The 24,139-nt window shown below is 67.8% G+C and carries 24 protein-coding genes and 1 tRNA gene; 8 read left to right on the top strand and 17 right to left on the bottom strand.

Annotation, left to right across the window (positions count from 1 at the left end; translation table 11 throughout):
* Nucleotides 1–5: 5 nt before the first annotated feature.
* The 11 genes from ACMT1E_RS05030 to ACMT1E_RS05080 form a co-directional block, all read right to left on the bottom strand.
* Entirely contained in the window at nucleotides 6–1,100 is a 1,095-nt protein-coding gene (locus ACMT1E_RS05030; RefSeq protein WP_414902594.1) for a tyrosine-type recombinase/integrase, read from the bottom strand.
* Between the two features lie 3 nt (nucleotides 1,101–1,103).
* Nucleotides 1,104–1,583: a helix-turn-helix domain-containing protein gene (locus tag ACMT1E_RS05035; RefSeq protein ID WP_414902595.1), complete on the bottom strand. Its 480-nt coding sequence runs from the start codon at nucleotides 1,581–1,583 to the stop codon at nucleotides 1,104–1,106.
* Between the two features lie 5 nt (nucleotides 1,584–1,588).
* The gene (locus tag ACMT1E_RS05040) at nucleotides 1,589–1,909 is read right to left on the bottom strand and encodes a helix-turn-helix domain-containing protein (RefSeq protein ID WP_414902596.1); all 321 of its coding nucleotides are present in this window, start codon (nucleotides 1,907–1,909) and stop codon (nucleotides 1,589–1,591) included.
* Nucleotides 1,872–3,101: a hypothetical protein gene (locus ACMT1E_RS05045; protein ID WP_414902597.1), complete on the bottom strand. Its 1,230-nt coding sequence runs from the start codon at nucleotides 3,099–3,101 to the stop codon at nucleotides 1,872–1,874. Before ACMT1E_RS05045 ends, ACMT1E_RS05040 begins: the two co-directional genes overlap by 38 nt.
* A gap of 165 nt (nucleotides 3,102–3,266) precedes the next feature.
* Nucleotides 3,267–4,499, bottom strand: a complete 1,233-nt coding sequence (locus ACMT1E_RS05050; protein WP_414902598.1) for a tyrosine-type recombinase/integrase — start codon at nucleotides 4,497–4,499, stop codon at nucleotides 3,267–3,269.
* Nucleotides 4,500–4,712: 213 nt separating this feature from the next.
* Nucleotides 4,713–4,786: transfer RNA gene (locus tag ACMT1E_RS05055), tRNA-Gly, on the bottom strand.
* 67 nt (nucleotides 4,787–4,853) lie between these two features.
* A complete protein-coding gene (locus tag ACMT1E_RS05060; RefSeq protein WP_414902599.1) occupies nucleotides 4,854–6,041 on the bottom strand; it encodes an acetyl-CoA C-acyltransferase in 1,188 nt (395 codons plus the stop codon).
* 73 nt (nucleotides 6,042–6,114) lie between these two features.
* Nucleotides 6,115–6,447, bottom strand: a complete 333-nt coding sequence (locus ACMT1E_RS05065) for a cupredoxin domain-containing protein (protein WP_414902600.1) — start codon at nucleotides 6,445–6,447, stop codon at nucleotides 6,115–6,117.
* A 2-nt stretch (nucleotides 6,448–6,449) separates the two neighbouring features.
* On the bottom strand, nucleotides 6,450–6,977 hold the full coding sequence (locus tag ACMT1E_RS05070) for a DUF4142 domain-containing protein (RefSeq protein WP_414902601.1): 528 nt from the start codon (nucleotides 6,975–6,977) through the stop codon (nucleotides 6,450–6,452).
* A gap of 63 nt (nucleotides 6,978–7,040) precedes the next feature.
* Nucleotides 7,041–7,733: an RNA polymerase sigma factor gene (locus ACMT1E_RS05075; RefSeq protein ID WP_414902602.1), complete on the bottom strand. Its 693-nt coding sequence runs from the start codon at nucleotides 7,731–7,733 to the stop codon at nucleotides 7,041–7,043.
* Between the two features lie 57 nt (nucleotides 7,734–7,790).
* Nucleotides 7,791–8,141: a hypothetical protein gene (locus tag ACMT1E_RS05080; protein WP_414902603.1), complete on the bottom strand. Its 351-nt coding sequence runs from the start codon at nucleotides 8,139–8,141 to the stop codon at nucleotides 7,791–7,793.
* 80 nt (nucleotides 8,142–8,221) lie between these two features.
* Here ACMT1E_RS05080 and recO point away from each other — a divergent pair, with 80 nt between their 5' ends.
* From recO to ACMT1E_RS05095, 3 genes are read left to right on the top strand one after another with little or no spacing between them, the layout of a single operon-like run.
* Nucleotides 8,222–8,953, top strand: a complete 732-nt coding sequence (gene recO / locus ACMT1E_RS05085) for a DNA repair protein RecO (protein ID WP_414903279.1) — start codon at nucleotides 8,222–8,224, stop codon at nucleotides 8,951–8,953.
* Nucleotides 8,954–8,985: 32 nt separating this feature from the next.
* Complete coding sequence (gene leuB / locus ACMT1E_RS05090; RefSeq protein ID WP_414902604.1) at nucleotides 8,986–10,032, top strand: 3-isopropylmalate dehydrogenase; 1,047 nt, start codon at nucleotides 8,986–8,988, stop codon at nucleotides 10,030–10,032.
* The gene (locus ACMT1E_RS05095; protein ID WP_414902605.1) at nucleotides 10,029–11,132 is read left to right on the top strand and encodes a glycosyltransferase family 2 protein; all 1,104 of its coding nucleotides are present in this window, start codon (nucleotides 10,029–10,031) and stop codon (nucleotides 11,130–11,132) included. The genes leuB and ACMT1E_RS05095 overlap by 4 nt, the downstream gene beginning before the upstream one ends.
* 174 nt (nucleotides 11,133–11,306) lie before the next feature.
* On the opposite strand, the gene ACMT1E_RS05100 is transcribed toward ACMT1E_RS05095, so the two are convergent.
* Nucleotides 11,307–12,551: a glycosyltransferase family 39 protein gene (locus ACMT1E_RS05100; RefSeq protein ID WP_414902606.1), complete on the bottom strand. Its 1,245-nt coding sequence runs from the start codon at nucleotides 12,549–12,551 to the stop codon at nucleotides 11,307–11,309.
* Between the two features lie 177 nt (nucleotides 12,552–12,728).
* Here ACMT1E_RS05100 and ACMT1E_RS05105 point away from each other — a divergent pair, with 177 nt between their 5' ends.
* The 3 genes from ACMT1E_RS05105 to ACMT1E_RS05115 are packed head-to-tail and all read left to right on the top strand — an operon-like array spanning nucleotide 12,729 to nucleotide 15,129.
* On the top strand, nucleotides 12,729–13,937 hold the full coding sequence (locus ACMT1E_RS05105) for a trans-sulfuration enzyme family protein (protein ID WP_414902607.1): 1,209 nt from the start codon (nucleotides 12,729–12,731) through the stop codon (nucleotides 13,935–13,937).
* On the top strand, nucleotides 13,934–14,332 hold the full coding sequence (gene apaG / locus ACMT1E_RS05110) for a Co2+/Mg2+ efflux protein ApaG (RefSeq protein WP_414902608.1): 399 nt from the start codon (nucleotides 13,934–13,936) through the stop codon (nucleotides 14,330–14,332). The genes ACMT1E_RS05105 and apaG overlap by 4 nt, the downstream gene beginning before the upstream one ends.
* Nucleotides 14,329–15,129 carry a LysR family transcriptional regulator gene (locus ACMT1E_RS05115; RefSeq protein ID WP_414902609.1) on the top strand — a complete coding sequence of 267 codons (801 nt, stop codon included), beginning with the start codon at nucleotides 14,329–14,331 and terminating at the stop codon, nucleotides 15,127–15,129. Before apaG ends, ACMT1E_RS05115 begins: the two co-directional genes overlap by 4 nt.
* Nucleotides 15,130–15,154: 25 nt before the next feature.
* Here the strand turns inward: ACMT1E_RS05115 and ACMT1E_RS05120 are convergent, their stop codons facing one another.
* From ACMT1E_RS05120 to ACMT1E_RS05140, 5 genes are all read right to left on the bottom strand, one after another.
* Nucleotides 15,155–16,267 (bottom strand): alpha/beta fold hydrolase, encoded by a 1,113-nt coding sequence (locus tag ACMT1E_RS05120; protein ID WP_414902610.1) that lies wholly within the window; start codon nucleotides 16,265–16,267, stop codon nucleotides 15,155–15,157.
* A gap of 131 nt (nucleotides 16,268–16,398) precedes the next feature.
* Complete coding sequence (locus ACMT1E_RS05125; protein WP_414902611.1) at nucleotides 16,399–17,079, bottom strand: PEPxxWA-CTERM sorting domain-containing protein; 681 nt, start codon at nucleotides 17,077–17,079, stop codon at nucleotides 16,399–16,401.
* Between the two features lie 205 nt (nucleotides 17,080–17,284).
* Nucleotides 17,285–19,261, bottom strand: coding sequence for a DNA topoisomerase IV subunit B (locus ACMT1E_RS05130; RefSeq protein ID WP_414902612.1), 1,977 nt, complete (start codon nucleotides 19,259–19,261; stop codon nucleotides 17,285–17,287).
* A 110-nt stretch (nucleotides 19,262–19,371) separates the two neighbouring features.
* Nucleotides 19,372–21,006, bottom strand: a complete 1,635-nt coding sequence (locus ACMT1E_RS05135) for a TadG family pilus assembly protein (protein WP_414902613.1) — start codon at nucleotides 21,004–21,006, stop codon at nucleotides 19,372–19,374.
* Complete coding sequence (locus tag ACMT1E_RS05140) at nucleotides 21,006–21,434, bottom strand: TadE/TadG family type IV pilus assembly protein (RefSeq protein WP_414902614.1); 429 nt, start codon at nucleotides 21,432–21,434, stop codon at nucleotides 21,006–21,008. Before ACMT1E_RS05140 ends, ACMT1E_RS05135 begins: the two co-directional genes overlap by 1 nt.
* A gap of 230 nt (nucleotides 21,435–21,664) precedes the next feature.
* Here ACMT1E_RS05140 and ACMT1E_RS05145 point away from each other — a divergent pair, with 230 nt between their 5' ends.
* Nucleotides 21,665–22,543 carry a type II toxin-antitoxin system prevent-host-death family antitoxin gene (locus ACMT1E_RS05145; RefSeq protein WP_414902615.1) on the top strand — a complete coding sequence of 293 codons (879 nt, stop codon included), beginning with the start codon at nucleotides 21,665–21,667 and terminating at the stop codon, nucleotides 22,541–22,543.
* 220 nt (nucleotides 22,544–22,763) lie between these two features.
* On the top strand, nucleotides 22,764–24,119 hold the full coding sequence (locus ACMT1E_RS05150) for a hypothetical protein (protein WP_414902616.1): 1,356 nt from the start codon (nucleotides 22,764–22,766) through the stop codon (nucleotides 24,117–24,119).
* Nucleotides 24,120–24,139: the final 20 nt, after the last annotated feature.

Raw genomic sequence — 24,139 nt, forward strand, 5'->3', positions numbered from 1 at the left:
TGCGATCACGCTGCCTTGCGTCTGATCTTTGCCAGCAGTTCCAGAATGTCAGGATCGTCCAGTATGTCGCGGCTGGCGGCCGGCCGGCTGGCGCGGATCAGTTCACTTTGCCGGTGCAGTGGAACCGTGCCGTAGCTGGTGAACGTCGTCAGCACGTCGCTATGGCCCAGGTTCTGGCTCCAGGCCTTCATTTCCTCGGGCGTGAGGTCCAGCGTCATGGCGTGGCGCACCAGCATGTCGCGGAAGCTGTGCGGGTTGTAGTAGGGCAGGCCCGCCCCTTCGAAAGCACGGCGGAACAGGTCGCGGATCGGGCCGCTGGATGCCCAGCCGTGACGGGCCAGGCCTTGCGGCTGGAACCCGCCGGCTTCGTCCAGGCCCATGGCGGTCGCCGGAAACAGTGGATCATCCGGCCCCCACAAGTGTTGCTCGCGCAGTTCACTGATCCAGTCCGTCACGATCTCCAGCGCGTCATCGCACACCGGCATGAACACGGTGCGGAACGACTTGGCGAACTTGGTCGCCACGGTGCGGGCGTCCTGTTCGACGAAGCCGCCATCGAGATTGACGTGACCCAGTCGGAAGGTCGCCAGCGCCATCACCCGCGCACCCGTGATCGCGGCGAAGGCCATCAGTGCCCGGTCGCGCCGTTCCAGCGCAGTGGCGACGGGCATGGTGGCAAGGACGTGGCGGACCTGATCGAGCGTCGGCACGGCCTTCTCGCGCCGGGCGCGGGCGATCGAGGCATCCTTCTCGCTCAGGTTGAAATAGTCGGCATCGGCATAATCCAAATGCGACCGGAACCCCGGTTCGCGCGCGAGCCATTCGAAGAAAGCCTTGAGGTCGCGCAGGGTGGATTGCACCGTCGCCTTGCTCAGCTTCTCGCCGGAACGGGCATTGATGCTGTCGCCCAGCCGGCGCTTGAAGGCCACGGCCTGTTCGCGGTGAAACCGCTTGAAGTCCTTTTGCCCGGTGCCGGCTTCGAAGCGGGCGAGCGATGCCGCGACGCGATCCACGGTTGCCGTATCGCGGCCCTTAGCTTCGGCCAGGAAGCGGAAATAGTCGCGCTTCACCCGTTCGTTCGATGCGTTGTGTTTTGCCATGGTCTAGCCCAGCCTTTCGGAGTCACAATCAAGGGAAGGATCGGCCTGCCCACTTAGGCTTGCCCGGCCTTCCGCAAACTGGACGGCGCAACCGGGCATCACCTTGGCAATATCGGCCTCGCGAACCCGGCGGTGCATGATCGCCTCGCAGCTCTCGCACAGGGCGCGCAGATTGCCGCTGCCAGGCCTCATAGGGACGAAATCGACCATGCCCAGCGCGGGGCGACGGGGGCAGCGGCAGCGGAAGCAATAGAGGTTGCCGGGCGGGCACGGGCGCTTCCGGCTGGAGTTGCGGCGGGTGAGGAAGTCCCGAACGGCCGCCCCGTGAAACAGGATCGGCCGGATGGTGTCGATCGGCTTGAGGCCATTCCGCTGCCAGTTGCGCACCGTGTTCTTGTGTACGTCGCAGCAGCGGGCGAGTTCATCGACACTGTAGCTTCGATGCTGCTTCACTCGATTGGGATTGGCCCGGCGGGCGGGCATGACGCTCAGGCCTGCCCGTCGATCAGGGCGTGGAGGCTGTCCGCCGGGATGACGACGCGGCCGCCGATGCGTTTGGCGCGGAGCCGGCCAGCCGCGATGTGATTGTAGATCGTGGTTCGGCCCAAGCTGGAAACGTGGCAGGCTTCGCGGATGCTATAAGCGAGCTTGGGAAGTTCGGGCTTTTCGGACGGCATGGAAACACCTCGTTGCGGATTGAACGAGGCCAAACATCGGCAGTCGAAAATCGAGCGGATAGCCGGCGCGAAAAACTGGCGAATCGAATCGGCGTTACGATTTTCGCTTTGCCCCGGCGCCATCGCGCCCATGCTCGCGCGCTAGGTCAGGCCAAACCCTCAGGTTGAACCCGCGTTCACTGAGCCGACCTCCGAATTTCGCCAGCGCCGCGATGCGGAAATCTGCTTTTGAGCGCCGCTTCTCTGGGTCGGCTGCGAACTCCTGAACTAGCCACTCTCGGCAAGCCCGCTCGCCGGTCGTCGTCGATTGTTCGATTGCGGGCGTTTCGCGCTTAGCCACCGCTCGTGCCGGCCATCGGTCCTGTATGTCCCTGCGAAGAAAACGAATGTCATCCGCACCATCGGGCCAGGTCATCGACAGCCAGCCTTCTTGGAGGCCGAACACCAGTTCCGGCGTGGAGGGAGATAGCCCCCCATTAAAGCGGACCAGGTCTTCCCACGCGACGGATATGCAGGTGCAGTGCTTGAAAGCCGCAAAGCCAAAGTCTCGCAGCGCGCCGCACTCGCAATGCGTGTATGTGATCGCCGCATGTAGCCAACCTAACGCCTGAGTATTGTATTTGCAGACACCGTCTGTAGCGACCGGCTCGTCCTCTCCTTCGGCGCGGCGGAAATATCCCATCCTCGCTAGAGCAAGATAATCTCTGGTAGCGATCCACGCCATTGCCTTCGGGAATGACCAGATCGGCTCCTGCTTTGCCTCGGGCAGCGAAATGTCGTGATAGGCCCAGTCGAGCGTCAGCACCTTGTCGAGCACATCGTACGCGAGGAGACGCAGATTGTCCCATGGTCCTACCCAATCGTAGAGGTCGCTTTCGAAAGCTTCCCAGCCCTCGATTCCATCGGCCCCTTTCAAGGTAAGCACGCTATAAAGCGCCCGAAACCAGTGGATCGAGCCGAGCGGAAAATCCCGTAAAAGTTCGTGATTGGGCGGAAGGCGAGCCAAGGCATAGTTTAGGCCGACCTCGTCACGATCCACCTGATCGATGATGGTTGTACAAATCCGGGCGAGAGGCGGTGCCGTTTCATATGGCGGCGTTTGCATCCGGAAAATTTCGAATGCATCCCAGCCGCTGATCCAGTTCGGCTCCGGAAGCCAATGTCTCCCTGGCAGCGCGGGGTCTTTCGGAACGAGCGGCACTGGATCGGCGGCAGCTCCGTTCGCTAACCAGTGATCACGTAACTCGGCCAGTTGCTTCTGCGCTCGACCCAACGGGTCTGCACGCATCGTCTCACTAAGAGGGTTCTTTCTATCTTCGCTCAACCCGCTTCCCTCGCGGCCCCAGTTGAAAACGGGGAAGCACGTGGGATGCGCGCTTGTCGGCTGGCCTGCCTATCCCCGATGGATCAGCTTGGGAACAGACAGGGAATATTCAATAGGAAAGTCCATTCCACAACTGATTACCGGGGGAAAAGTGACGCTGAGCAATTATGCGGCTCCCTGATCGCGGATGGGCACAACTTCCGCACCCCTGCGCAGCGTATCCAGATGGTCGCTCCACCATTGCGCCATTTTCACGCGCTCTTTCCAGTGCGCGCCGCGATGATAAGCCGCGCGCACCTTGTCGTCGTCGCCATGGGCAAGTGCGCGTTCGATGGCATCCGGATGCCACTTCCCGCATTCGTTCAGCAGCGTTGATGCCATCGCCCGGAACCCGTGCGCGGTCATTTCGTCGCTGGTATAGCCCAGCCGGCGCAGCCCGGCGTTGATCGTGTTCTCGCTCATCGGGCGTGCGCGAGTGCGAACCGACGGAAAGACAAACCCGGCCGGTCCCGTGACCGCCTGCACTTCGCGGAATAGGTCCACCGCTTGCCGGGATAGCGGGACTTGGTGCGCTTTGCGCATTTTCATCTTGCCTGCCGGGATGATCCAGAGCGCGCCGTCCAGATCGAACTCGCTCCATTCGGCATGGCGCAGCTCGCCGGGGCGAACAAAGACATGCGGGGCGATTTGCAGCGCCAGCTTGGTTATGCCGCTGCCGTCATAGTCATCGATGGCGCGAAGCAATTGGCCGACCTTCCGCGCATCGGTAATCGCGCCGTAATGCGTGACGGTGGGCGCGGTCAGCGCGCCGCGCAGATCGCGGGTAGGGGCGGACGCCAGCCGCGCGGTCGCTACGGCGTAGCGGAACACGGAACCGGCCAGTTGCAGGCTGCGCCGGGCGCTCTCCAGTTTTCCCTTGCCTTCAATCCTGCGAATGGCCGTCAGCACGTCCGCCGGTTCAATCTCACCAATAGGCAGTTTGCCGATGGACCCGCAGACTAAAGACAGCAGATATTCGCTTCGCGTGGCTGTTGCAGGTGCCCAGCCTTTCACCCCATCGCGTCGCCTCTTCTCGCAATATTCGTCGCAGATCGCCTTGAACGTGTCCGCCGCCTTTAGGCGGGCGCGCACCTTGTCGCGCTGCTTTTCGCGGGAAGGGTCTTTGCCAAACGCGATCAGTTCCCGCGCTTCCTCCCGGCGACGGCGAGCCTCGCCAAGTCCGATTTCGGGATAGGCTCCGATGGCCAGCAGCTTCTCGCGTCCATCGACACGATATTTGAGCCGCCAGAGTTTGCCCCCGGCTGGTGTGACCAGCAGAAACATGCCGCCGCCGTCTGCCAGCTTGATCGCCTTTGCGCCGGGCTTGGCATTCCGAATTGCAACATCAGTCAGAGCCATAGGAACCGCCAGCCTATCCGAGGTCTGTACCCCCAATATACCCCCAGGCTTGGGGGTATCGACTTGGCCACTTTGCCAGTACCCCCCAATCGTACCCCCACCGGCTGGTGGCTGAATGCGAACGCGGCTGAACGCTTGCGGCCTGATTACCGCTGAATACCGTGGATTTGGGGGGTCTGTCTAGACGGATATGAACGTCATCGGACAGGAGAGTGGAGCGGGTGAAGGGAATCGAACCCTCGTCGTAAGCTTGGGAAGCTTCTGCTCTACCATTGAGCTACACCCGCGCGCGCGGCGTCGACTGCCACAAGCGCGGTTGGCGGTCAACGAGTCAATCGGGGCGGCGGCGACTGGTCAGGCGATCAGTTCCACCGCCACCGCCGTCGCTTCCCCGCCGCCAATGCACAGCGACGCGACGCCGCGCCGGCCGCCGCGCGCCTGCAGGGCGGAGAGCAGGGTGGCGAGGATACGCGCGCCGCTGGCGCCGATCGGGTGGCCGAGCGCGCAGGCGCCGCCGTTGACGTTGGTGATCGCGTGATCGAGGCCAAGATCGCGCATCGCGATCATCGCGACGACGGCGAAGGCCTCGTTCACTTCGTACAGGTCGGCGTCGCCGGTTTTCCAGCCGGCCTTGTCCAGCGCCTTGCGGATCGCGAACACCGGCGCGGTGGTGAACAGGGCCGGGGCATGGGCGTGGGCGGCCTGCGCGACGATGCGGGCGACCGGGGTGACGCCCAGCCGGTCGGCGACGCTCTGTCGGGTCAGCACCAGCGCGGCGGCGCCGTCGGAGATCGACGAGGCGTTGGCGGCGGTGATCGTCCCGTCCTTGGCGAAGGCGGGTTTCAGCGTCGGGATTTTCGCCGGATCGGCCTTTTGCGGTTGTTCGTCGAGCGCGACCGTCGTCGTGCCCTTGCGCCCGGCGATGTCGACCGCGACGATTTCGCGATCGAAGGCGCCGGATTGCTGCGCCTGTTTTGCCCGTTCGAGCGAGGCGACGGCATATTCGTCCTGCCCCTCGCGGGTGAACTGATATGCGGCGGCGGTTTCTTCGGCAAAGCTGCCCATCAGCCGGCCGGGTTCGTAGGCGTCTTCCAGCCCGTCCAGATACATATGGTCCATCGCCCGGTCATGGCCGATGCGGGCGCCGCCGCGATGCTTCATCAGCAGATAGGGCGCGTTGGTCATGCTTTCCATGCCGCCGACGACGAGCAGATCGGCCGAGCCGGCGGCGAGCGCGTCGGCGCCGAGCATCGTCGCCATCATGCCCGACCCGCACATCTTGTTGACCGTTGCCGCTTCCACCGACTGCGGCAGGCCGGCCTTCAGCGCCGCCTGACGCGCCGGGGCCTGCCCCAGCCCGGCGGGGAGGACGCAGCCCATGTAAATCCGCTCGATCAGATCGCCCGCCACCCCGGCGCGGGTGACCGCCGCGCCGACCGCGGCGGCGCCGAGATCGGTGGCGCTGGCGCCGGACAGGCTGCCCTGAAACCCGCCCATCGGCGTGCGGGCGTAAGACAGGATGACGATCGGATCGGTGGCCATGACGTGTGCCTCTCTGGAATGACGAGGGGGCTATCTAGGGCAGGCGGCCGCCGATGCCAAATGCGGACATGCGTTATTGTCTGGCGACGCGCAGCACCCCTTTCATGCCAGGATGGAAGCGGCAGACGAACGGAAACACCCCGGCGGCGGTCAGCAATGTGCGGCCGCGCGCCTTTGGTTGCAGGTCGACGTCGAAGCTCTTGTTTGCCGCCGTGGCGGTGTGGCGGACGACATCGTCGTTGACCCATTCGATCGTGTCGCCGACGCGCAGCCCGGCGGGCACCGGGCCGAACGCCATCGCCTTCATCGTCACGACATAGGTCTTGCCCGCCGCGAGCAGCGGGGCCGGTGCCGCGGTGAGCGCGGCACTGGCGAGGGCGAGCAGCACCGGGTGCGGCGCGCGCATGATCAGCGCACCGTCATGGCGAGGTGCTCGGCATGGCCCTGATGCTCGCTGAACAGCTTTAGCCCGGCTTCCAGCAGGTCCTTCAGCTCGGCGTTGCCGGCGCTGGGGATAAGCAGGCCGGACAGGGCGCCGTTGACCGTCTTGTGGAACGTCACCTCGCCCGTGACATAGGCCCTGTCGAACGCCGCGCCGCTCAGCGCCGCCTGCGCCTTCAACTGCTTCGCCGCTTCCGCCGACAGCGCCTGGCTGGTCGGATTGTCCTGTGGCGTCACGCCCAGTTTCCTGACCAGCGCCAGCGCCTGTTCGTTCACCGCCTGATGATCGCGCACCATCGTTTCGGCGAAGGCGCGGACCGCCGGGCTCTGCGCCCTGGCAATGGCCTGTCTGCCGGCCTCGACGTCGATCGCGCCCGCCGTGTAGGCGATGTGGGCGATCTGCGGGTCGGTCAGGGCGGCCGCCTGCGCCTGTGCCTGCGCCGCGACCGGCGCCGCCAGGGCGACCGCCGCCGCGAACCCGATTGTCTTCATCATTGTGCCATCTCCATTGCCGGCGGGCGCCATGCCCGCCCTGCCGCTTGGATGGCGATGTGGCGCCTAGGGTTCCCCGGTTTCGCCGCAAAACGCGCCGACCACCCGTTCGGTCATCGCCTCGCAGGCGAGACCAGCGAACGGGAAGCTGCCGTGGAGGGCGGCGCGCAGTTGCGGCCCCAGATCCTTCTGCAAGCGGCGGCGGGCGCGCAGGTGGCGGGTCTTGACCGTCGCCGGCAGGATATCGAGCAGGCGGGCGGTCTCGTCGACGCTGACGCCCTCGATCTCGCGCAGCACGAAGACCAGGCGGAAATCGTCCGGCAGCCGGCTGACCGCCTGTTCGAGCAGCACGCGGATCTGGTGCTGGGCCAGTTCCGCGTCCGGTTGCGGCCGGGCGCCGCCGGCCAGCTTCTCGCGATATTCGTCAAGCATCACCACGGAACCTTGCGCCAGCGCCGTTTCGCGCAGCTTGCGCCGCCGCCGTTCCAGCGCCTCGTTGATGACGATCCGGGTCAGCCAGGTCGACAGCGCCGAATCGCCGCGAAAGCCGCCGATCGCGGCGAACGCCTTCAGATAGGCGTTTTGCAGCACGTCCTCGCTGTCGCCACGGTGTTTGAGGATGCCGTACGCCACCCGGAACAGCCGCTGGTTGTGGCGGGTGGTGACGAGGCGGACGGCGGCCGGGTCGCGCGCGGCGATGCGCTCGGCCAGCGCCGGGTCGGACAGTTGCTGGTAATCGATACGCGGTTGGGCACCCATGCTTCATCCCCCATTGCCGCCATTGGACGGCAAAACCGGCGCAAGGTTCCCGCGTGTTCAGCTTTCCCGGTCGCGCCTGCGCAGCAGCCGCAGCAGCAGGTGGGACAGCAGCAGCGCGACCGCGACGGCGGCCATGTCGGCATACCAGTCATGCACGTCGGCGTCGCGGTGGATGGCGGGGATCGCCTGAACCAGTTCGATCAGCCCGCCGAACGCGGCGAGCAGCGCCGCCGTCACCCACCAGCGTATGCTTGGCCAGCCGAGCGTCGCGATCGTCGCCAGCGCGGCGAAGGCCAGCGCGTGCTGGTATTTGTCGCCCGGCAGGATCTGCGGCGGCTGCGGCGACCACGCGAAATAGAGGGTCACCGCGACGGCGAGCCAGAACAGGGTACGGAACAGGTGAGTCACGCAGCGCGCGATGACCGAGGATGCCGGGCGATGCAAGCGCGGAACTGGTGCGGCGCGGCACGACGGCCTATGGCCGGGCCATGCGGATAGAGGGCCTGGCGATCATCTGCGCGGTGCGCGGGCATGGCGAGCATGGCGCCGTCGTCCGCGCGCTGACCCCGGACAACGGGCTGTTGGCCGGCTATGTCCGGGGCGGGCGGTCGCGGCGGCTGCGGCCGGTGCTGATGCCGGGCAACCTCGTCCATGCCGAATATCGTGCCCGCACCGCCGAGCAGCTTGCCGGGCTGACCGTTGAACTGACGCACAGCCGGGCGCCGCTGTTCGCCGAGCCGCTGCCCGCCGCCGCGATCGACTGGGCGTGCGGCCTGACCGCGACGGCGCTGGCGGAGGGGCTGGCCCACCCCCGGCTGTTCGTGGCGCTGGACGGCGTGCTCGGCGCGGTCGAGGCGGCGCCGTCGGCGCGCGGCTGGGCGGCGAGCCTGGCGCGCTACGAACTGCTGCTGCTCGCCGAGCTGGGCTTCGGCCTGGACCTGCGGCGCTGCGCGGTGACCGGGGCGGAAGACGATCTGGCCTATGTCAGCCCGCGCAGCGGCAAGGCGGTCGGGCGGGCGGCGGGGGGCGGCCATGTCGACCGGCTGTTCCGCCTGCCGCCCTTCCTGCGCGACGGCGGCGCGGCCGGATGGGACGAAGTGTTTGACGCGCTGGCGATCACCGGCCATTTCCTCGCCCGCGACATTCTGGTCGACCGCAAGGCGGACATATTGGCAGCGCGGGCGCGGCTGATCCACCGGCTGCGGCGTGCCGCGGAATGACGGGGCCGAGTAACAGGGAAGGGGTTTCGAGCGTGCTGATCGCGTTATTGCCGGGGGACGGAATTGGACCGGAAGTGGTGGCGGAGGCGGTGCGCGTGCTCGAACACGTCGCACCCGACCTTCGTTATGAGCAGGCGCCGGTCGGCGGCGCCGCGTACAAGGCCACCGGCCACCCGCTGCCGCCGGAAACGCTGGCGCTGGCCAAACGCGCCGACGCGATCCTGTTCGGCGCGGTCGGCGACCCGGCCTGCGACGCGCTGGACCGGCACCTGCGGCCGGAACAGGCGATCCTCGGCCTGCGCAAGGAATTGGGCCTGTTCGCCAACCTCCGCCCGGCGACGCTTTTTCCCGAACTGGCCGATGCCTCGGCACTTCGACCGGAGATCGCGCGTTCGATCGACATGGTGATCGTCCGCGAACTGACCGGAGACGTCTATTTCGGCCAGCCGCGCGGCCGCCGCACCACCGACACCGGCCGGCGCGAGGGGTTCGACATGATGCGCTATGACGAGGATGAGGTCGCGCGCATCGCCACCATCGCGTTCGAAACGGCGCGCGGGCGCAAGCGGCGGCTGTGCTCGGTCGACAAGGCCAATGTGCTCGAAACCTCGCAATTGTGGCGCGACGTGGTGATCGAGGTCGGCGCGCGCTATCCCGACGTCGCGCTGGAGCACATGTATGTCGACAACGCCGCGATGCAGCTGGTCCGCGCGCCCGGCCATTTCGACGTGATCGTCACCGGCAACCTGTTCGGCGACATATTGTCCGATCAGGCGTCGATGTGTGCCGGGTCGATCGGCATGTTGCCGTCGGCGGCGCTGGGCGCGGGCGGCCCCGGCCTGTACGAGCCGATCCACGGGTCCGCGCCCGACATTGCCGGGCAGGGCAAGGCCAATCCGCTGGCGACGATCCTGTCGGCGGCGATGCTGCTGCGCCATTCGCTCGGCCGCGCGGCGGAAGCGGACAGGATAGAGGCGGCGGTGGCGGCGGCGCTGGCCGGCGGCGCCCGCTCCGCCGATCTCGGCGGCAGCCATTCGACCCGCGAGATCGGCGACCGGGTGCTGGCCGCCCTGGCATGACCGGGCCGCTCGAACTGGCGATCGTGCTGCCGACCTTCAACGAGGTCGACAATGTCGCGGCGGTGGTCGAGCGGATCGACAAGGCGCTGGCCGGGCGGGCGTGGGAAGCGATTTTCGTCGACGACGGCAGCCCGGACGGCACCGCCGCCCGCGTCCGCGAGATCGGCCGCCATGACCGGCGGGTTCGGGTGATCGAGCGTGTCGGGCGGCGCGGCCTGTCATCGGCCTGCATCGAGGGGATGATGGCCACCTCCGCACCGTGCATCGCCGTGATGGATGCCGATTTGCAGCATGATCCGGCGCTGCTCGCGACGATGCTCGACCGGCTGGCGGAGAAACCGGACCTGGAGCTGGTCGTCGCCTCGCGCTTCGTTCCCGGCGGCGGCACCGGCGACTGGGACCGCGACCGCGCCGCCAAGTCGGAACTGGCGACGCGGATCGCCCGGCTGGTGCTGCGCGCCGAGCTTGCCGACCCGATGAGCGGCTTTTTCATGATCCGCGGCGACCGTTTCCGCCAGATTGCGCCGCGCCTGTCCGGCATTGGCTTCAAGATCCTGCTCGACCTGTTCACCACCGCTCGCCGGCCGCTGCGTTTCGAAGAGATTCCGTACCATTTCCATGCCCGCTTTGCGGGGGAGAGCAAGCTGGACCATGTCGTCGCGCTCGAATTCCTGATCGCGCTCTACGACCGGACTTTCGGCCGCATCGTCCCGACCCGCTTCGCGATGTTCGGAACGATCGGCGCGATCGGCATCGGCGTTCACATGACGTTGCTGACCGTCGCATATCGCGGCCTTGGCCTGGGGTTCGTCGCGGCGCAGACGATCGCGACGATGGCGGCGATGACGTTCAACTTCTTCCTGAACAACGCGCTGACCTACCGCGACCGGCGGCTGCACGGGGCGCGGGCGCTGCTGTGGGGCTGGGGCAGCTTCTGCCTGGTCTGTTCGGTCGGGGCGCTCGCCAATGTCGGCGTCGCCGCTTTCCTGTTCGAATTCCGCCATGCGCTGTGGACGGTGTCGGCGCTGGCCGGCGTTCTGGTCGGCGCGGTGTGGAATTTCGCGCTGTCGTCCCGCTTCACCTGGGGCCGGTATCGCTAGGTTTCGTCGGTTTCGGGCGGAAACGGCACCGCCCTCCAGCGCCATTCCAACGATGCTGCGCATCTTCGAAACCTTGGGCGCTTCCGCCCGCTCTCCCACCCGGCCTCCCATATGATACTGCCGTTGGGAGGCCGGGTGGGGGAGCGGGCCGGTGCCGCTTAAACAGGACAAACTCTAGGGCCAGCTTGAGAACCACATCCAGTGGCGGAAGGCCTGCGCGTCGGCCAGCGGCGCGGCGGAGATGATCGGCAGAAAATAGACGAACATCGCCGCCGCCACCGCGAGAAACAGCGCGGCGACGCGGCCAGATCGCATGTGGTGGAGCGCCCCGGCCAGCGCGATGCTGAGCAACAGCGCCGGCAGGTAGTAATAGTAATAGAAACCGATTTTCTTCGGGATGACGATCCACACCCCGATCGCGAACAGATAGCCGCCCGCTGCCCAGAGCAGCGGCGTCGAACGCGCCTTCAACCCCCACCACAGGCAGGCGCCGACCGCGATCAGCCCGCCCCACATCACCGCCGGGTTGCCGAGCAGGATGACGCCGCGCTGGGCGCCGTCGTCGACCTCGTAGAAATACCAGATCGGCCGGCTGATCAGCGGCCATTGCCACCAGTCGCTCATATAGGTGTGGGCGGAAAGCGGTTTGATCTGTTCGCCGTAGATGAACAGTTGATAGCCGATAAGGTCGCCGGGCCGCAGCGGCTGTTCGGCATAGCCGAGCGCGGGGGCGAAGGTGGCGAAATAGGCGGCCAGCGCCGGCACGCCGATCCACAGCGCCGGTGTCCAGCGCCCGGCGCGGCGAAATGCCGCAGGATCGCGGAACTGGGCGATCGCGGCGGCGGCGCAGGCGAGCGCGACATAGGGAATCGCCGTCCATTTGCAGCCGACCGCCAGCCCCAGGCAGAGGCCGGCGCCGAACAGGCGCGGCCGCGCGTCGCCTTTCGTCCGCCAGCCCCAGAGCGCCAGCGCGATGCCGGCGGTCAGGAAAGCGCCCATGAACACGTCCAGCATCGCGATCCGCGCCTGGATGAACAGCATCTGGTCGAGCAGCGCGATAAGCGCGGCGGTGACGGCGGCCCGCCGATCCCTAAACAGCGCCAGTGCGATCGCGAACAGCGAGACCATCGTCGCGGTGCCGGCCAGCGTGCTCAGCACCCGCCAGCCGAACGGCGTGTCGCCGAACAGCGCCATCGACAGGCCGATCAGCCATTTGGCGAACAGCGGATGCTCGACATTTGCCGGCCCGGTCATGCCGTAGGTGCTGCGCCCGGCGGGGACGTAATAGGTTTCGTCGAACATGAGCCTGGCCGGGTGGCCAAGGTCCCACAGGAACAGCGCCTCGGCGACCAGCGCCAGCAGCAGCACCAGTTCCAGCGCGCTGCGCCGCGCCAGCCATGCGACCGTCCGATCCAGCATTCCGCGTCCCCGTTCCCCACGTCCGCCTGCGTCTTGTCGTCGGCTTTGCCGGAAAAGAGAAGGGGGGGAGCGCATGGGGCGGACCGCGGCCGCTAGCATCGTTACGGCAAGCCAAAGGAAATATTACGCGGCGCAATGATTGACCTGCGCCGCCGCTCCACTGCAAAGGCGAGGGCCATGAAGCGCACGACCGGCCAGGACCGCAGCATCACCCGCCACTGGCGCCCCGCAACCCAGGCGGTGCGCGGTGGCACCGCGCGATCCGAATGGGGCGAGACGTCCGAGGCGCTGTTCCTCAATTCGGGCTACAGCTACGACAATGCGGAGGCGGCGGCCGCCCGCTTCGCCGGCACTGAAACCGGCATGACCTATTCACGCCTGCAGAACCCGACGGTGGAGATGCTGGAACAGCGTATCGCCCTGCTCGACGGGGCGGAAGCGGCGCGTTGCATGGCCAGCGGCATGGCGGCGATGACCGCGGCGCTGCTCTGTCAGTTGTCGCAGGGCGACCATATCGTCGCCGCGCGGACGATGTTCGGTTCCTGCCGCTGGCTGACCGATACGCTGCTGCCGCGCTTTGGCGTCGGCGTGACGATTGTCGACGGGCCGGACACCCAGGCCTGGGCCGATGCGGTGCGGCCGGAAACCCGCCTGTTCTTCTTTGAAACGCCGGCCAACCCGACGCTGGACATCGTCGATCTGGCGGCGGTGTGCGGCATTGCGCGCGAGCGCGGGCTGCTGAGCGTCGTCGACAATGCCTTCGCCACCGCCGCGTTGCAGCGGCCGATCGATTTCGGCGCCGACATCGTCGCCTATTCGGCGACCAAGATGATGGACGGGCAGGGGCGGGTGCTGGCCGGCGCGGTTTGCGGTTCGGAAGATTTCATCGAGAACACGCTGTTGCCGTTTACCCGCAACACCGGGCCGACGCTCAGCGCGTTCAACGCCTGGGTGGTGCTGAAAGGGCTGGAAACGCTGGAACTGCGCGTCGCGCGGCAGAGCGAGAACGCGCTGGCGGTCGCCACTTTCCTGGAAGGGCGGGTGCCGGGCGTACTCTACCCCGGCCTGACCAGCCACCCGCAGCACGCACTGGCGATGCGCCAGATGCGGCTGGGCGGTACGGTGATGGCGGTGCGGCTGGACGGCGGCCGGGCGCAGGCACACGGCCTGCTGAACGCGCTGGGATTGATCGACATATCGAACAATCTGGGCGATACGCGCTCGTTGATGACCCATCCCTGTTCCACCACCCACAGCGGCCTTGCCGCCGATGTCCGCGAAGCGATGGGCATTGGCGAGGGGATGTTGCGCCTGCATGTCGGGCTGGAGGACCCGCAGGATCTGATCGACGATCTCGACCAGGCGTTGCGGGCCGTCGGACTGTGAAAGCGCTGTTCCCCCACGTCGCGACGACGCGCGGGGTAACGGTGCGGGTCGCGGTCAGCTTTCTGCCTGAACAGGCGGAGCCGGCGCGGGGGCGGTGGTTCTGGTCCTACCACATCCGCATCGAAAACGACGGGCCGCAGGCGGTGCAGTTGCTGACCCGCCACTGGATCATCACCGACGGGCGCGGTGCCCGGCACGAGGTGCAGGGCGACGGCGTGGTCGGCGAACAGCCGATGATCGCGCCCGGCCAGTCCTACGACTATGTATCCGGTTGCCCGCTGGCGACGCCGACCGGCCAGATGGTCGGCCATTACGGCATGATCGCCGAGGATGGCGGCACCTTCGACATCGCGATCCCGCGTTTTCCGCTGGTTGCGCCGGCGGTGGCGCAATGAAGCGGACCCACCTGCCGCTGAACGGCCTGCGCGTGCTCGACGCGGCGGCGCGGCACCTGTCCTTCACCCGCGCGGCGGATGAACTGGCGGTGACGCCGGCGGCGGTCGGCCAGCAGATCCGCGCGCTGGAGGATACGCTGGGCACCGTGCTGTTTCGCCGCACCGCCAAGGGGCTGGAACTGACGCCGGAGGGCGAGGCCGGGCTGGACGCGCTGCGCGCCGGTTTCCTGAATTTCGAGGAAGCGGTGCGGGCGATGCAGGCGGGCCAGACCTCCAAATCGCTGACCATTGCGGCGCCGCGCGACCTGACGGCGAAATGGCTGGCGCCCCGGCTGGCCGCCTATGCCGCGACCGACCCGGAACTGCGTTTCCACCTGATCGCCGCCGATACCGCGATCGATTTCACCGAGGCCAATCTCGATTGCGCGATCCTGCTGCTCGACGGGCCGGGCGAGCATGAGGGCATGGCGCTGGCCGCGCCCGGATTTATCGCCGTCGGCCGCCCCGGTGGTGGCGGCACAGGGCGGATCGAATGGCCCGGCTGCCCGCGCGGAGAGAATGAGGCGCCGCCGGCGCTGAAGGTCGCCGACGCCGGACTGGCGATCGATGCCGCGGCCGCCGGTTTCGGTATCGCTCATGTCCCGGCGCTGCTTGCCGAGACGGATCTTGCCGCCGGGCGGGTCGAGGCGGTCGACGGGCCGCAGGACGGCAAGCCCGGTTACTGGCTGATCGCGCCGATGCCGCAATGGCGGCAGAAGAAGGTCAAAGCGCTCGCCGCCGCCCTGACCGGGGCCTGACCGTCACGGCGTTCTGACCCTGATGTTATGGCGCGACGTCGCCCGCCCGCGCCGCGATCGGCCGGGCGTGGGCGGCCAGCGTCATCAGCAGCTTGCCCGGCTCCTCGCTGGTGATGTGATGGCCGGAACGCTCGAACCAGACCAGCCGCTTTGACGGCGCCTTGACCGTGGCGAACCAGTCGGCGGCGACTTCGCTCGATACGTTGATGTCGTGGCGGCCGAGCAGCAGGATCAGCGGCGTTTTCAGCGTGCGGATCGTCGACAGGTCGGCGGTCAGGACATCGGGGAGCAGCGCCTGGGTGACGGCGGCCTGCCCCTTGAACGCGTTGCGGACGTCCGCGTCGCTATATTCGGGGGCCAGGGTGAAGGCAGCCGCTTCGAAATCGCCGCCCGGCCGCCGCCATGCCGCTCCGCCATAATGGTTGAGCCATTTGCGCTGGACCATGATCGCCTCGACCGGGATCGGGCCGGGGCCGGCGGCATAGGGGGCGATGGCCTGAAGCGCGCGGATCGCCTCCGCATTGTTGTCCGCCCGCGCCCGCGCCATTGTCCACGCCCAGCCGCGCCGCTCGCTTTCCGGGGCGTTGGTCACCTGACCCATGCCGATATAGGCGTGGAGCCATTCCGGGTGGCTGGCGGCCAGCCGCAGGCCGAGCATGCTGCCCCAGCTATGGCCGATGACGAACAGCTTGCGTTTGCCGAAGCGTTTCAGCGCCCACTGAACGATTTCCTCGGCGTCGCGCTGGAAGCGTTCGGGGGTCAGTGATGCCGCCGCGTTCGGGCCGCTGGCGGTATAGGTCTTGCCGGCGTTGCGCTGGTCCCAGTGGATAACGGTGAAAAACTCGTCCCAGCCGCGCCCCCACCACCAGTCCAGCGGCATTTCGACGAAACCGGGACCGCCGTGAAAATAGATGATGACCGGGTTGCGCAGGTCCTGGCTGCGGATCGACACCACCTGATCGATGCCGCCGATTGGGATCGTCTCGACCGATTGCAGGCCGTTGGGGCTAACGATCTGCCGCAGGCCGGCGATGATCCGAACAGCCTCCGCCCGGTTCTGCGGGCTGGCCGGGGTTTGCGCCGCGATTGGTGCGCTCGCCATCGTCGCAAGCGCCAGCAAAGCCGCGTATCCACGCATCGCGATCCTCCTCACTTACCGCCCGCCGGGGCGGAGGATAGGCGATGGCGGCGACCGGATAAACCGGGGCTACGGACACAAAAAAGGGGCGGCCCGGAGGCCGCCCCTTCCTTTTACCCCCGATCGTTGGATCAGGCGAGGACCGTGCGCGCGGTCTTGCGGCTGCGCCGCATCGCGCCGCCGATCAGGCCGAAGCCGCCGAGCAGCATCGCCCAGGTCGCCGGTTCCGGAACCGCCGCGCCGACCGCATAGGTGTCGGTTTCGAACGCGAAGCCGTTCGAGTGCAGGCGGAAGCCGGTGATGTAGTCGCCGCCGTCAGCGGTGAAGTTCACGCGCATGTTCGACGTGAAGTCGCTCTGGTTGCCGTTGGCGTTGGTCGGCGTCGGCAGGGCGCTGCCGGTCCAGGTGCCGATGACGTTGCCGTTGGCGCCAAGCACCTCGACGGTGTTGTAGCCGTCGATCGAGCCCCAGTAGAAGCTGGCCGAGAAGTAGCCGCCGCCGAGCAGGATGTCGGCAGAGCCGTTCTGTTCGGGGTTCGGAACGCTCAGATAATGCTCACCAGCCGGGGTGCCGGCCGGCGCCGCGCTCTCGCCGGTGCCCGGCGCAGCGAAGATGGTGTAGTTGCCGGTCAGGTTGCCGGCGGTCGGCGACGCACCGTCGAAATCATAAAGCAGGGTCTGCCCGAGGCCGGCATAGCCGACATCGACACCCGGATTGACGCCATTGGTGTGCGTCGTGACGGTCACGCCCGCCATGGCCGGAGCAGCGAGGACCGCAAGGCCAGCCGCAGCGGCGAGAAGATATGCTTTCATGGTATACCCCTTCACACTCGGTTACGCGCTTTGATGAATCGCCCACCCGGACTCACTGCGCAGGCCGCGATAGTACTAACAAACTGCTAACCTTGTCCTGTACGAATGCGACGTTTCGTAGAGGAATCTGCACGATTCACGGAGCGAATCGGGACAATTCGTCTCTTAACGGGACAATCCGCCAGCGTGGCGGGTTGCGACGGGGTCAGGCGTCGATCGCCTCGCCGTCGAGTCGCGCCGCATTTTCCTGGATGAACTGGAAGCGGTGTTCGGGGTTGCGGCCCATCAGCCGCTCGACCAGATCGCGCACCCCGGCGCGCTGCTCATACTCGCGCGGCAGCACGATGCGGATCAGGCTGCGTGTCGCCGGGTCCATCGTCGTTTCGCGCAATTGCTGCGGGTTCATCTCGCCCAGGCCCTTGAACCGGCTGATTTCGACCTTGCGGCCCTTGAACAGGGTTTCCTCCAACTCGGCGCGGTGGGCGTCGTCGCGGGCATAGGCGCTCTTGTTGCCGGCGGCGAGGCGGTAGAGCGGCGGCCGCGCGAGGTAGAGATGGCCGCGCCGGACCAGTTCGGGCATCTCCTGAAAGAAGAAGGTCATCAGCAGCGTCGCGATATGGGCGCCGTCGACATCGGCGTCGGTCATGATGACGACGCGTTCGTAGCGCAGCCCGTCCGGCAGAAAGCGGTCGCGGATGCCGCAGCCGAGCGCCTGGGTCAGGTCGGCGATCTCCTGATTGGCGGAAATCTTGGCGCTGTTGGCGGAGGCGACGTTCAATATCTTGCCGCGGATCGGCAAAACCGCCTGGGTCTTGCGGTCGCGCGCCTGCTTGGCGGAGCCGCCGGCGCTGTCGCCCTCGACGATGAAGATTTCGGTCCCGGCCGGGTCGTCGGCGGAACAGTCGGTCAGCTTGCCGGGCAGGCGCAGTTTGCGGGCGGAGGTGGCGGTCTTGCGCTTGACCTCGCGCTCTGCCCGGCGCTTCAGCCGGTCCTCCATCCGGTCCAGCACGAAGCCGAGCAGGGCGCGGCCGCGCTCCATGTCGCTGGCGAGGAAATGGTCGAAATGGTCGCGCACCGCCGCCTCGACCAGCCGCGCCGCTTCCGGGCTGGTCAGCCGGTCCTTGGTCTGGCTCTGGAACTGGGGGTCGCGGATGAACACGCTCAGCATCAGCTCGTCGCCGTTCATCACGTCCTCGGCGGACAGGTCCTTGGCCTTTTTCTGGCCGACCAGTTCACCGAATCCGCGCAGACCACGGGTCAGCGCCGCGCGCAGGCCGGCCTCGTGGGTGCCGCCGTCCGGCGTCGGAATGGTGTTGCAGTACCAGCGGTAGCTGCCCTCGCTCCACAGCGGCCAGGCGACCGCCCATTCGGCACGCCCGCGCCCGTCCGGGAAATCCTGTGCGCCGGAGAAGAATTCGGTCGTCGCGCATTCGCGCCCGGCCAGCTGCTCGCGCAGATGATCGGCGAGGCCGCCGGGGAACTGGAACACCGCCTCGGCAGGCGTCTCGTCGGTGATCAGTTCCGGCGCGCAGCGCCAGCGTATCTCGACCCCGGCGAACAGATAGGCCTTGGACAGGGCCATCCGGTGCAGCCGCGCCGGGCGGAATTTCAGATCGCCGAAAATCTCCGGGTCGGGCACGAAGCTGACGGTGGTGCCGCGCCGGTTCTGGGTCGGCCCCAGCGATTCCAGCGGCCCCTGCGTCACGCCGCAGGCGAAACGCTGGCGGAACAGTTCGCGGTTGCGGGCAACCTCGACCACCGTTTCCGCCGACAGCGCGTTGACCACGCTGACGCCGACGCCGTGCAGGCCGCCCGACGTCGCATAAGCCTTGCCGGCGAACTTGCCGCCCGAATGCAGCGTCGACATGATGACTTCGAGCGCCGATTTGCCGGGAAATTTCGGGTGCGGATCGATCGGGATGCCGCGCCCGTTGTCGGAAATGGTCACCCGGTTTCCGGTATCCAGGCTGATCTCGATGCGGGTGGCGTGGCCGGCGACCGCCTCGTCCATCGCATTGTCCAGCACCTCCGCCGCCAGATGGTGCAACGCGCGCTCGTCCGTCCCGCCGACGTACATGCCCGGCCGCCGCCGAACCGGCTCAAGCCCTTCCAGCACCTCGATCGCGGAGGCGTCATAGCTGTCGGAAACGGGGGCATCGGCGGCGAACAGGTCATCGGACATGACGATGCTATAGGGACCCGGCGGCGCCGGTGACAAGCGGTGGATCGGATCGGCCGGCCGCGCGTTCGGGCGGCAGTAGTGTAGCGTATGCGTTTCCCGTTTGTGGCGGGTCAGGCGACCAGCGCCGGTCGTCCGCACCGAACCCCTTCGATGCGGACGTCGGCCTGGCCCAGCCGGATGCCGACCAGATCGGTCACCATCCCCAGCAACTGGTCGACCGGTCCGGCCGCGGTGGCGAGCGCGCCGCCGACCGCCGCGCCGACCCCGCCCAGCCCGATCGGCAGGCCGATCAGTTGCACGTCGAGCCGGATATTGCGGATCAGCGACGCGGCCAGCCCGGTCGTCAGGTCGTTGGTCGACACGCTGAGGGCGCGGTGGCTGGCGATGTCGGCGGCGGAAAAATTCAGCCGCTGCCAGCCGACGCCGCCCAGGTCGACGCGCGCCTGCCCGCGCACCTTGACCACCGCCAGGTTGACCAGCGTCGCCGGCCCCTCGGTCAGCGGCGTCTGGTGGTCGCCAAGCCGCGCCGGATCGATGTCGGCGACCGATGCGTGGCCGATGCTCGGCCGCACGTCGAGCGCCACCGTCTGCCCCGCCGCGCCGCCGCCGCAACCGATGTCGGCCAGCTTCGCCTCCGCGCTCGCCAGCTCGATGTAGAGCGGCAGGCGGACCTGGCCGATGCCGGCGACGCCCGGCGTCTTCGCCTCGAGATAGACGCGGGTCTGCGCGGTGCGGACGATCGGTTCGCCGTGGTCGGTAACGGTCAGCCAGGGCGAATTGGCCGGTCGCTCGCCCGCCGCGATCCACAGGCTGGTGTCGAACAGGCCGGGGATGCTGGCGCCCAGGTCCAGCTTCACCTGCCGCCCGCCCGCCGCCAGTTCGAGCAAGGCGCGGGTGAAGCCATAGGCGTTCATGTCGGCGCCGCCACTGCCGCCGCGGCTATCCTGCGCGCCATAGGGGCCGGGGTCGATCAGCCGCGACAGCGCCACTTTCTGCCCCGGCACCCGTGCCGCGATCTGGCGGGCGGCGGCGGCGGCGGTCGCATCTCCCTGCGCGCTGAGCGTGTCCCCCAGCGCGCCGAACAGTTGCGGCAGCGTCACCTCGCTCGCCAACAGGTCCGAAAAGCTCAGCCCGGTCAGGTGCAGCCGGGTCGCCAGCGCGTCGGAAAAGCCGAGCAACCCCAGATCGGCGCCGAGCAGCGCGTTATAGTCCATGACGCTCAGTTGCAGGTCGATGCCGGCGAGTTGCGACAAATACCGCCCGGCCATCCCGCCGTCGACCGCCGCCAGCCGGCTGCCGATCGAGAAGCTGGCGAGCCGGGCACGGGCGGCGGTGGCGCCGCGCGCGATCGGCACGCGGTTGTTCGTCATCCACGCCAGCGCGAAATAGGCGGGGGCGGTGGCGCGGAGCGTGACTTTCACCGCGTCGGGCGATCCGCTGGCGGTGGTGAAGCGCTGGCCTGGCGCCAGCGCGTCGTCGAAACGGTAATGGCCGGCGGCAACCTCGACCGCGACCGGCCCGTCCCAGCCGCTGGCCGCCGCCGCCGCGCGCGCCGCCCCGGCCGGGTCCGACAGATTCTGCGCGGCGGCGATCGCGGCGGCGTCGGCGGCGCCCTGCAACGCGCGCGTTCGCACCCAGATGGAACCGAGGTCGACGGCGAAGGCGGCGCAGCCCAGCGCCATCAGCATCGCCCCGGCGCCGATCATCGTCACGCTGGCGGCGCGGTCGCGGAGCAGGGCGCGCATCACAGGCCGCCCTTGCGGACGACGGCGGTGCGCCGGATCACCGGATCGACGATTTGCGCGAAGCCCAGCCGAAACAGCATCTGGTCGGACGCGTCATAAGCGATCCGCACCGATATATAGTCGCCACGGTCGCTGATGCCGACCTGCATCCGCGTCAGATCGACCGCCAGCCCGTCGCGGGCCTCCGCTTGCGCCGCGCCGGTGGCGAGTGTCGTCCGTTCGGCGGCGGTCAGCCCGGCGATCGTCGCGCGGGCGGCGTCGTTGGCGAGCTGCTGCATCGAATGGGCGAGGTAGAAATAATTGCCGCAGGCGAGGATGCCGAACAGCAGGGTCGACAGGATCGGCAGCAGCAGCGCGAATTCGATCAGCGCGGTGCCGGCGATGGCCCGGTGCGGCGGGCGCCGGCGGGCGGGGCGGGGGAACGGCATGGCGCGTCTCCGCGGTTGGTTGACGATGCCGGGCACTATCGCGCGCGGGGTATAGTCAATTCGCTTCGCCGCAAGTTACGGAAAAGCCGGTAAAACCTCCATTTTCGAGCGATGTAGCGTCGTCTGTTCCACCTTGGATCAGACGGGCGGCGAAGCCCTAATGCCGCGCGGCGGCGTGCCGTCCTTCCCTGTGTGACTTGCGCAGAGCGCGCGGATTGATGGGAGAATCGATGATGGACCCGCAACGGATGACAACGGCGACGGCGGCGGAAGTGTGCCGCAATTTCGGGCTTTGGCAGGACAGGGCGATGCGTGGGCCGGTGACCGTCACCAACCACGGCCGGCCGAAGACGGTACTGCTGTCGATCGACGATTTCGGCCGCGACCGGCCGGGCGGGGCCGACGGCCGCCACATGGTTCCGCCGGTGATGCTCGACCAGATGGCGCAGGGTTATGTGACGCTTGACGAACAATTGCGCGTCACCGGCGCCAACCGCGCCGCCCAGCAGCGCCTGCAACGCGCGGAGGCGGAACTGATCGGCCTGCGCCTGACCGATCTCTACCCGGAACTGACCGCGGCGGTGCTGACCCGCCTGCTGAAACGGGTGCTGCAGACCGGCGAGCCGGCCAGCGTCGAGGCGCCGTCCGGGCGGCTGGCGGGTGAATCGTTGCGTATCGACGCGTTCCGCCATGACGGCGGCGTCGGCTATCTGACCACCCGGATCGACGAGGATGTCGCGGCCCGCGCGCTCGCCGCCGACCATGACGCGCTGGTCGCGGCGATGGCGGTGCACGGCGAAGCGGGAACCGCGCGGTTGACCCCACGCGGCACCTTCGCCGCCGTCGACGACACGCTGCTGGCGATGCTCGGTTTCGAATCGATCCAGATCGTCCATGCCCGCCTGTCGGATGTCGTGCCGGTCGGCCGCCGCGTCGCGGTCAACGAGGCGATCGAGCGCGTGCTGACCGGCGGCGATGCCCGTGTCCTCGACCTGGAACTGCTTGGCCGCGGCGGCGAGGAACACCGGATGACGATAGCGTTGGCCGCCACCCGCAGCGGCTTCACGATCGACGGCATGCTGCTGCTGGCGACCCCGGTCCGCCATTAGGGCAGAGGCATCCGACCGGCGGCGCTGCTCCCCGCCAGGCGTGGTGCGAAAGAACTAACCGGAATCGTGCCCCGATTTGCCGTTGCACTGCGCTTTACAGTCGAACGGGGCGGCGAAGGCCGGCCCGTCCACAGGGTCGGGGGTAGCGTTGCCAGAGCGTGAATATGCTGTTGACCACGCCCGCCGGCCATCATCGACAATAGCGAGAGGAGCGGCGCGAATGCCGGTAGGGAAAGTCAGCGTGCACGTCAGCCGGGCATATCGGGGGTGCGGCATTGCGGCGATGGTACTGGCGCTCGTCGCCTGCGGGCGTGACACGCCGACCCCGCCGATCCGGGTCACGCCGACGCCGACGCCCAGCCCGACCCCACCGGCAACCATCCTGCCCGCCGGGCGGCTTGTTCAGGCGACGACGCGCGGCCCGCTGTCCTATGTGACGCTGAGCGGCTGGCGGGTCGGCATTGCCGACGGGGTGGTGACGGTGCGGCCGCCGGCCGGCACGCCGGGCCACGCCGCCTTCCAATACACCTCCAGCGGCACGCGCGAGGCGCTCGGCGGGCAGGAGGTGCGGAACTGGGCGCAGAACCGCCGCAGCCTGCTGCTGCCGGGTGGCGGCAAGGTGACGATGCACGGGCAGGACGGCGCGCTGCTGCGCGTCAGCCTGTATGATGGCGACGAAAGCCACGAGATCGACGTGCTGACCCAGACGATCATGCACAGCAAGGTCGATGCGCCGGTCGCCGCCAGCCGCGACGCCGCCGAGCATGACGGAGAAGCGGCGTATCTGATCGGTGCGCCGGGCGCCGGGCTGTATCTGGCCAATGTCTATGTCGAGGATGCCGACGCGAGCGGCAATCCGCAGGAAAAGCGGATCGCGACCCTCGCGCTTGGGCGGCAGCTCGCCGACGCGGTGCACGCCTATGGCTTTGCCCTGCCGCCGGCGCCGGCCGAAGTCGACGCGGTGTGCGACGCCGTCCCGCAGCCGCGCGGCAATCTGGTCCAGAACACGGATTCGACCATGCGCTATGTCAGCCGCAGCGGGCTTTGGACCGTCCAGATCGACAAGCACACCATCACCGTTACCCGCGCGATGGGGCCGCGCAGCGCGACATGGCAGGTGTGGGGCGATCCGCACGAGAATCTGAACGGCAAGCATATCAAGGATTGGGACGGCAGTCGCCGCACCCTGCTGCTCGACGACGGCACCAAGATCACCATGCACGCCGACGGTCCGCACCACGTTGTCCACACCACCAGCATCTACGACGGGGCGCAGAGCCACGAGATCGGCAATTTCGGCAACCTGATCCGCCATAGCTGCGTCAATGCGGCGACGGCGGCGGCGCGCGAGCGGCAGGAGGCGGACGGCGAGACCGCCCATCTCGTCAACCTGCGCGGGCCGGCGGCCGCCTCCGGCAGCCTGCTGGTCAAGAACGTCTATACCGAGACGATCGAGGCCGGCGGCGCGGTGCTGCGCGACTTCCGCGCCGTACTGATGGGCGAAACCGGCGATCTGGACGAAAACCCCAATCAGGTGAACGACCTGTACGACGACCCGCGTCTCGGCCACACCTGAGCGAGGGGCGGTCGGTCGCC

This window comes from Sphingomonas flavalba, from assembly GCF_047553045.1.
Lineage (GTDB): Bacteria > Pseudomonadota > Alphaproteobacteria > Sphingomonadales > Sphingomonadaceae > Sphingomonas_L > Sphingomonas_L flavalba_A.

Coding starts and splice junctions, on each gene's coding strand:
- ACMT1E_RS05030 (WP_414902594.1), bottom strand. CDS start 1,100: ATGGCAAAACACAACGCATCGAACGAACGGGTGAAGCGCGACTATTTC.
- ACMT1E_RS05035 (WP_414902595.1), bottom strand. CDS start 1,583: ATGCCCGCCCGCCGGGCCAATCCCAATCGAGTGAAGCAGCATCGAAGC.
- ACMT1E_RS05040 (WP_414902596.1), bottom strand. CDS start 1,909: ATGGGCGCGATGGCGCCGGGGCAAAGCGAAAATCGTAACGCCGATTCG.
- ACMT1E_RS05050 (WP_414902598.1), bottom strand. CDS start 4,499: ATGGCTCTGACTGATGTTGCAATTCGGAATGCCAAGCCCGGCGCAAAG.
- ACMT1E_RS05060 (WP_414902599.1), bottom strand. CDS start 6,041: ATGGCCACCGATCCGATCGTCATCCTGTCTTACGCCCGCACGCCGATG.
- ACMT1E_RS05065 (WP_414902600.1), bottom strand. CDS start 6,447: ATGCGCGCGCCGCACCCGGTGCTGCTCGCCCTCGCCAGTGCCGCGCTC.
- ACMT1E_RS05070 (WP_414902601.1), bottom strand. CDS start 6,977: ATGATGAAGACAATCGGGTTCGCGGCGGCGGTCGCCCTGGCGGCGCCG.
- ACMT1E_RS05075 (WP_414902602.1), bottom strand. CDS start 7,733: ATGGGTGCCCAACCGCGTATCGATTACCAGCAACTGTCCGACCCGGCG.
- recO (WP_414903279.1), top strand. CDS start 8,222: ATGCGGATAGAGGGCCTGGCGATCATCTGCGCGGTGCGCGGGCATGGC.
- ACMT1E_RS05095 (WP_414902605.1), top strand. CDS start 10,029: ATGACCGGGCCGCTCGAACTGGCGATCGTGCTGCCGACCTTCAACGAG.
- ACMT1E_RS05100 (WP_414902606.1), bottom strand. CDS start 12,551: ATGCTGGATCGGACGGTCGCATGGCTGGCGCGGCGCAGCGCGCTGGAA.
- ACMT1E_RS05105 (WP_414902607.1), top strand. CDS start 12,729: ATGAAGCGCACGACCGGCCAGGACCGCAGCATCACCCGCCACTGGCGC.
- ACMT1E_RS05115 (WP_414902609.1), top strand. CDS start 14,329: ATGAAGCGGACCCACCTGCCGCTGAACGGCCTGCGCGTGCTCGACGCG.
- ACMT1E_RS05120 (WP_414902610.1), bottom strand. CDS start 16,267: ATGCGTGGATACGCGGCTTTGCTGGCGCTTGCGACGATGGCGAGCGCA.
- ACMT1E_RS05125 (WP_414902611.1), bottom strand. CDS start 17,079: ATGAAAGCATATCTTCTCGCCGCTGCGGCTGGCCTTGCGGTCCTCGCT.
- ACMT1E_RS05130 (WP_414902612.1), bottom strand. CDS start 19,261: ATGTCCGATGACCTGTTCGCCGCCGATGCCCCCGTTTCCGACAGCTAT.
- ACMT1E_RS05135 (WP_414902613.1), bottom strand. CDS start 21,006: ATGCGCGCCCTGCTCCGCGACCGCGCCGCCAGCGTGACGATGATCGGC.
- ACMT1E_RS05140 (WP_414902614.1), bottom strand. CDS start 21,434: ATGCCGTTCCCCCGCCCCGCCCGCCGGCGCCCGCCGCACCGGGCCATC.
- ACMT1E_RS05145 (WP_414902615.1), top strand. CDS start 21,665: ATGATGGACCCGCAACGGATGACAACGGCGACGGCGGCGGAAGTGTGC.
- ACMT1E_RS05150 (WP_414902616.1), top strand. CDS start 22,764: ATGCCGGTAGGGAAAGTCAGCGTGCACGTCAGCCGGGCATATCGGGGG.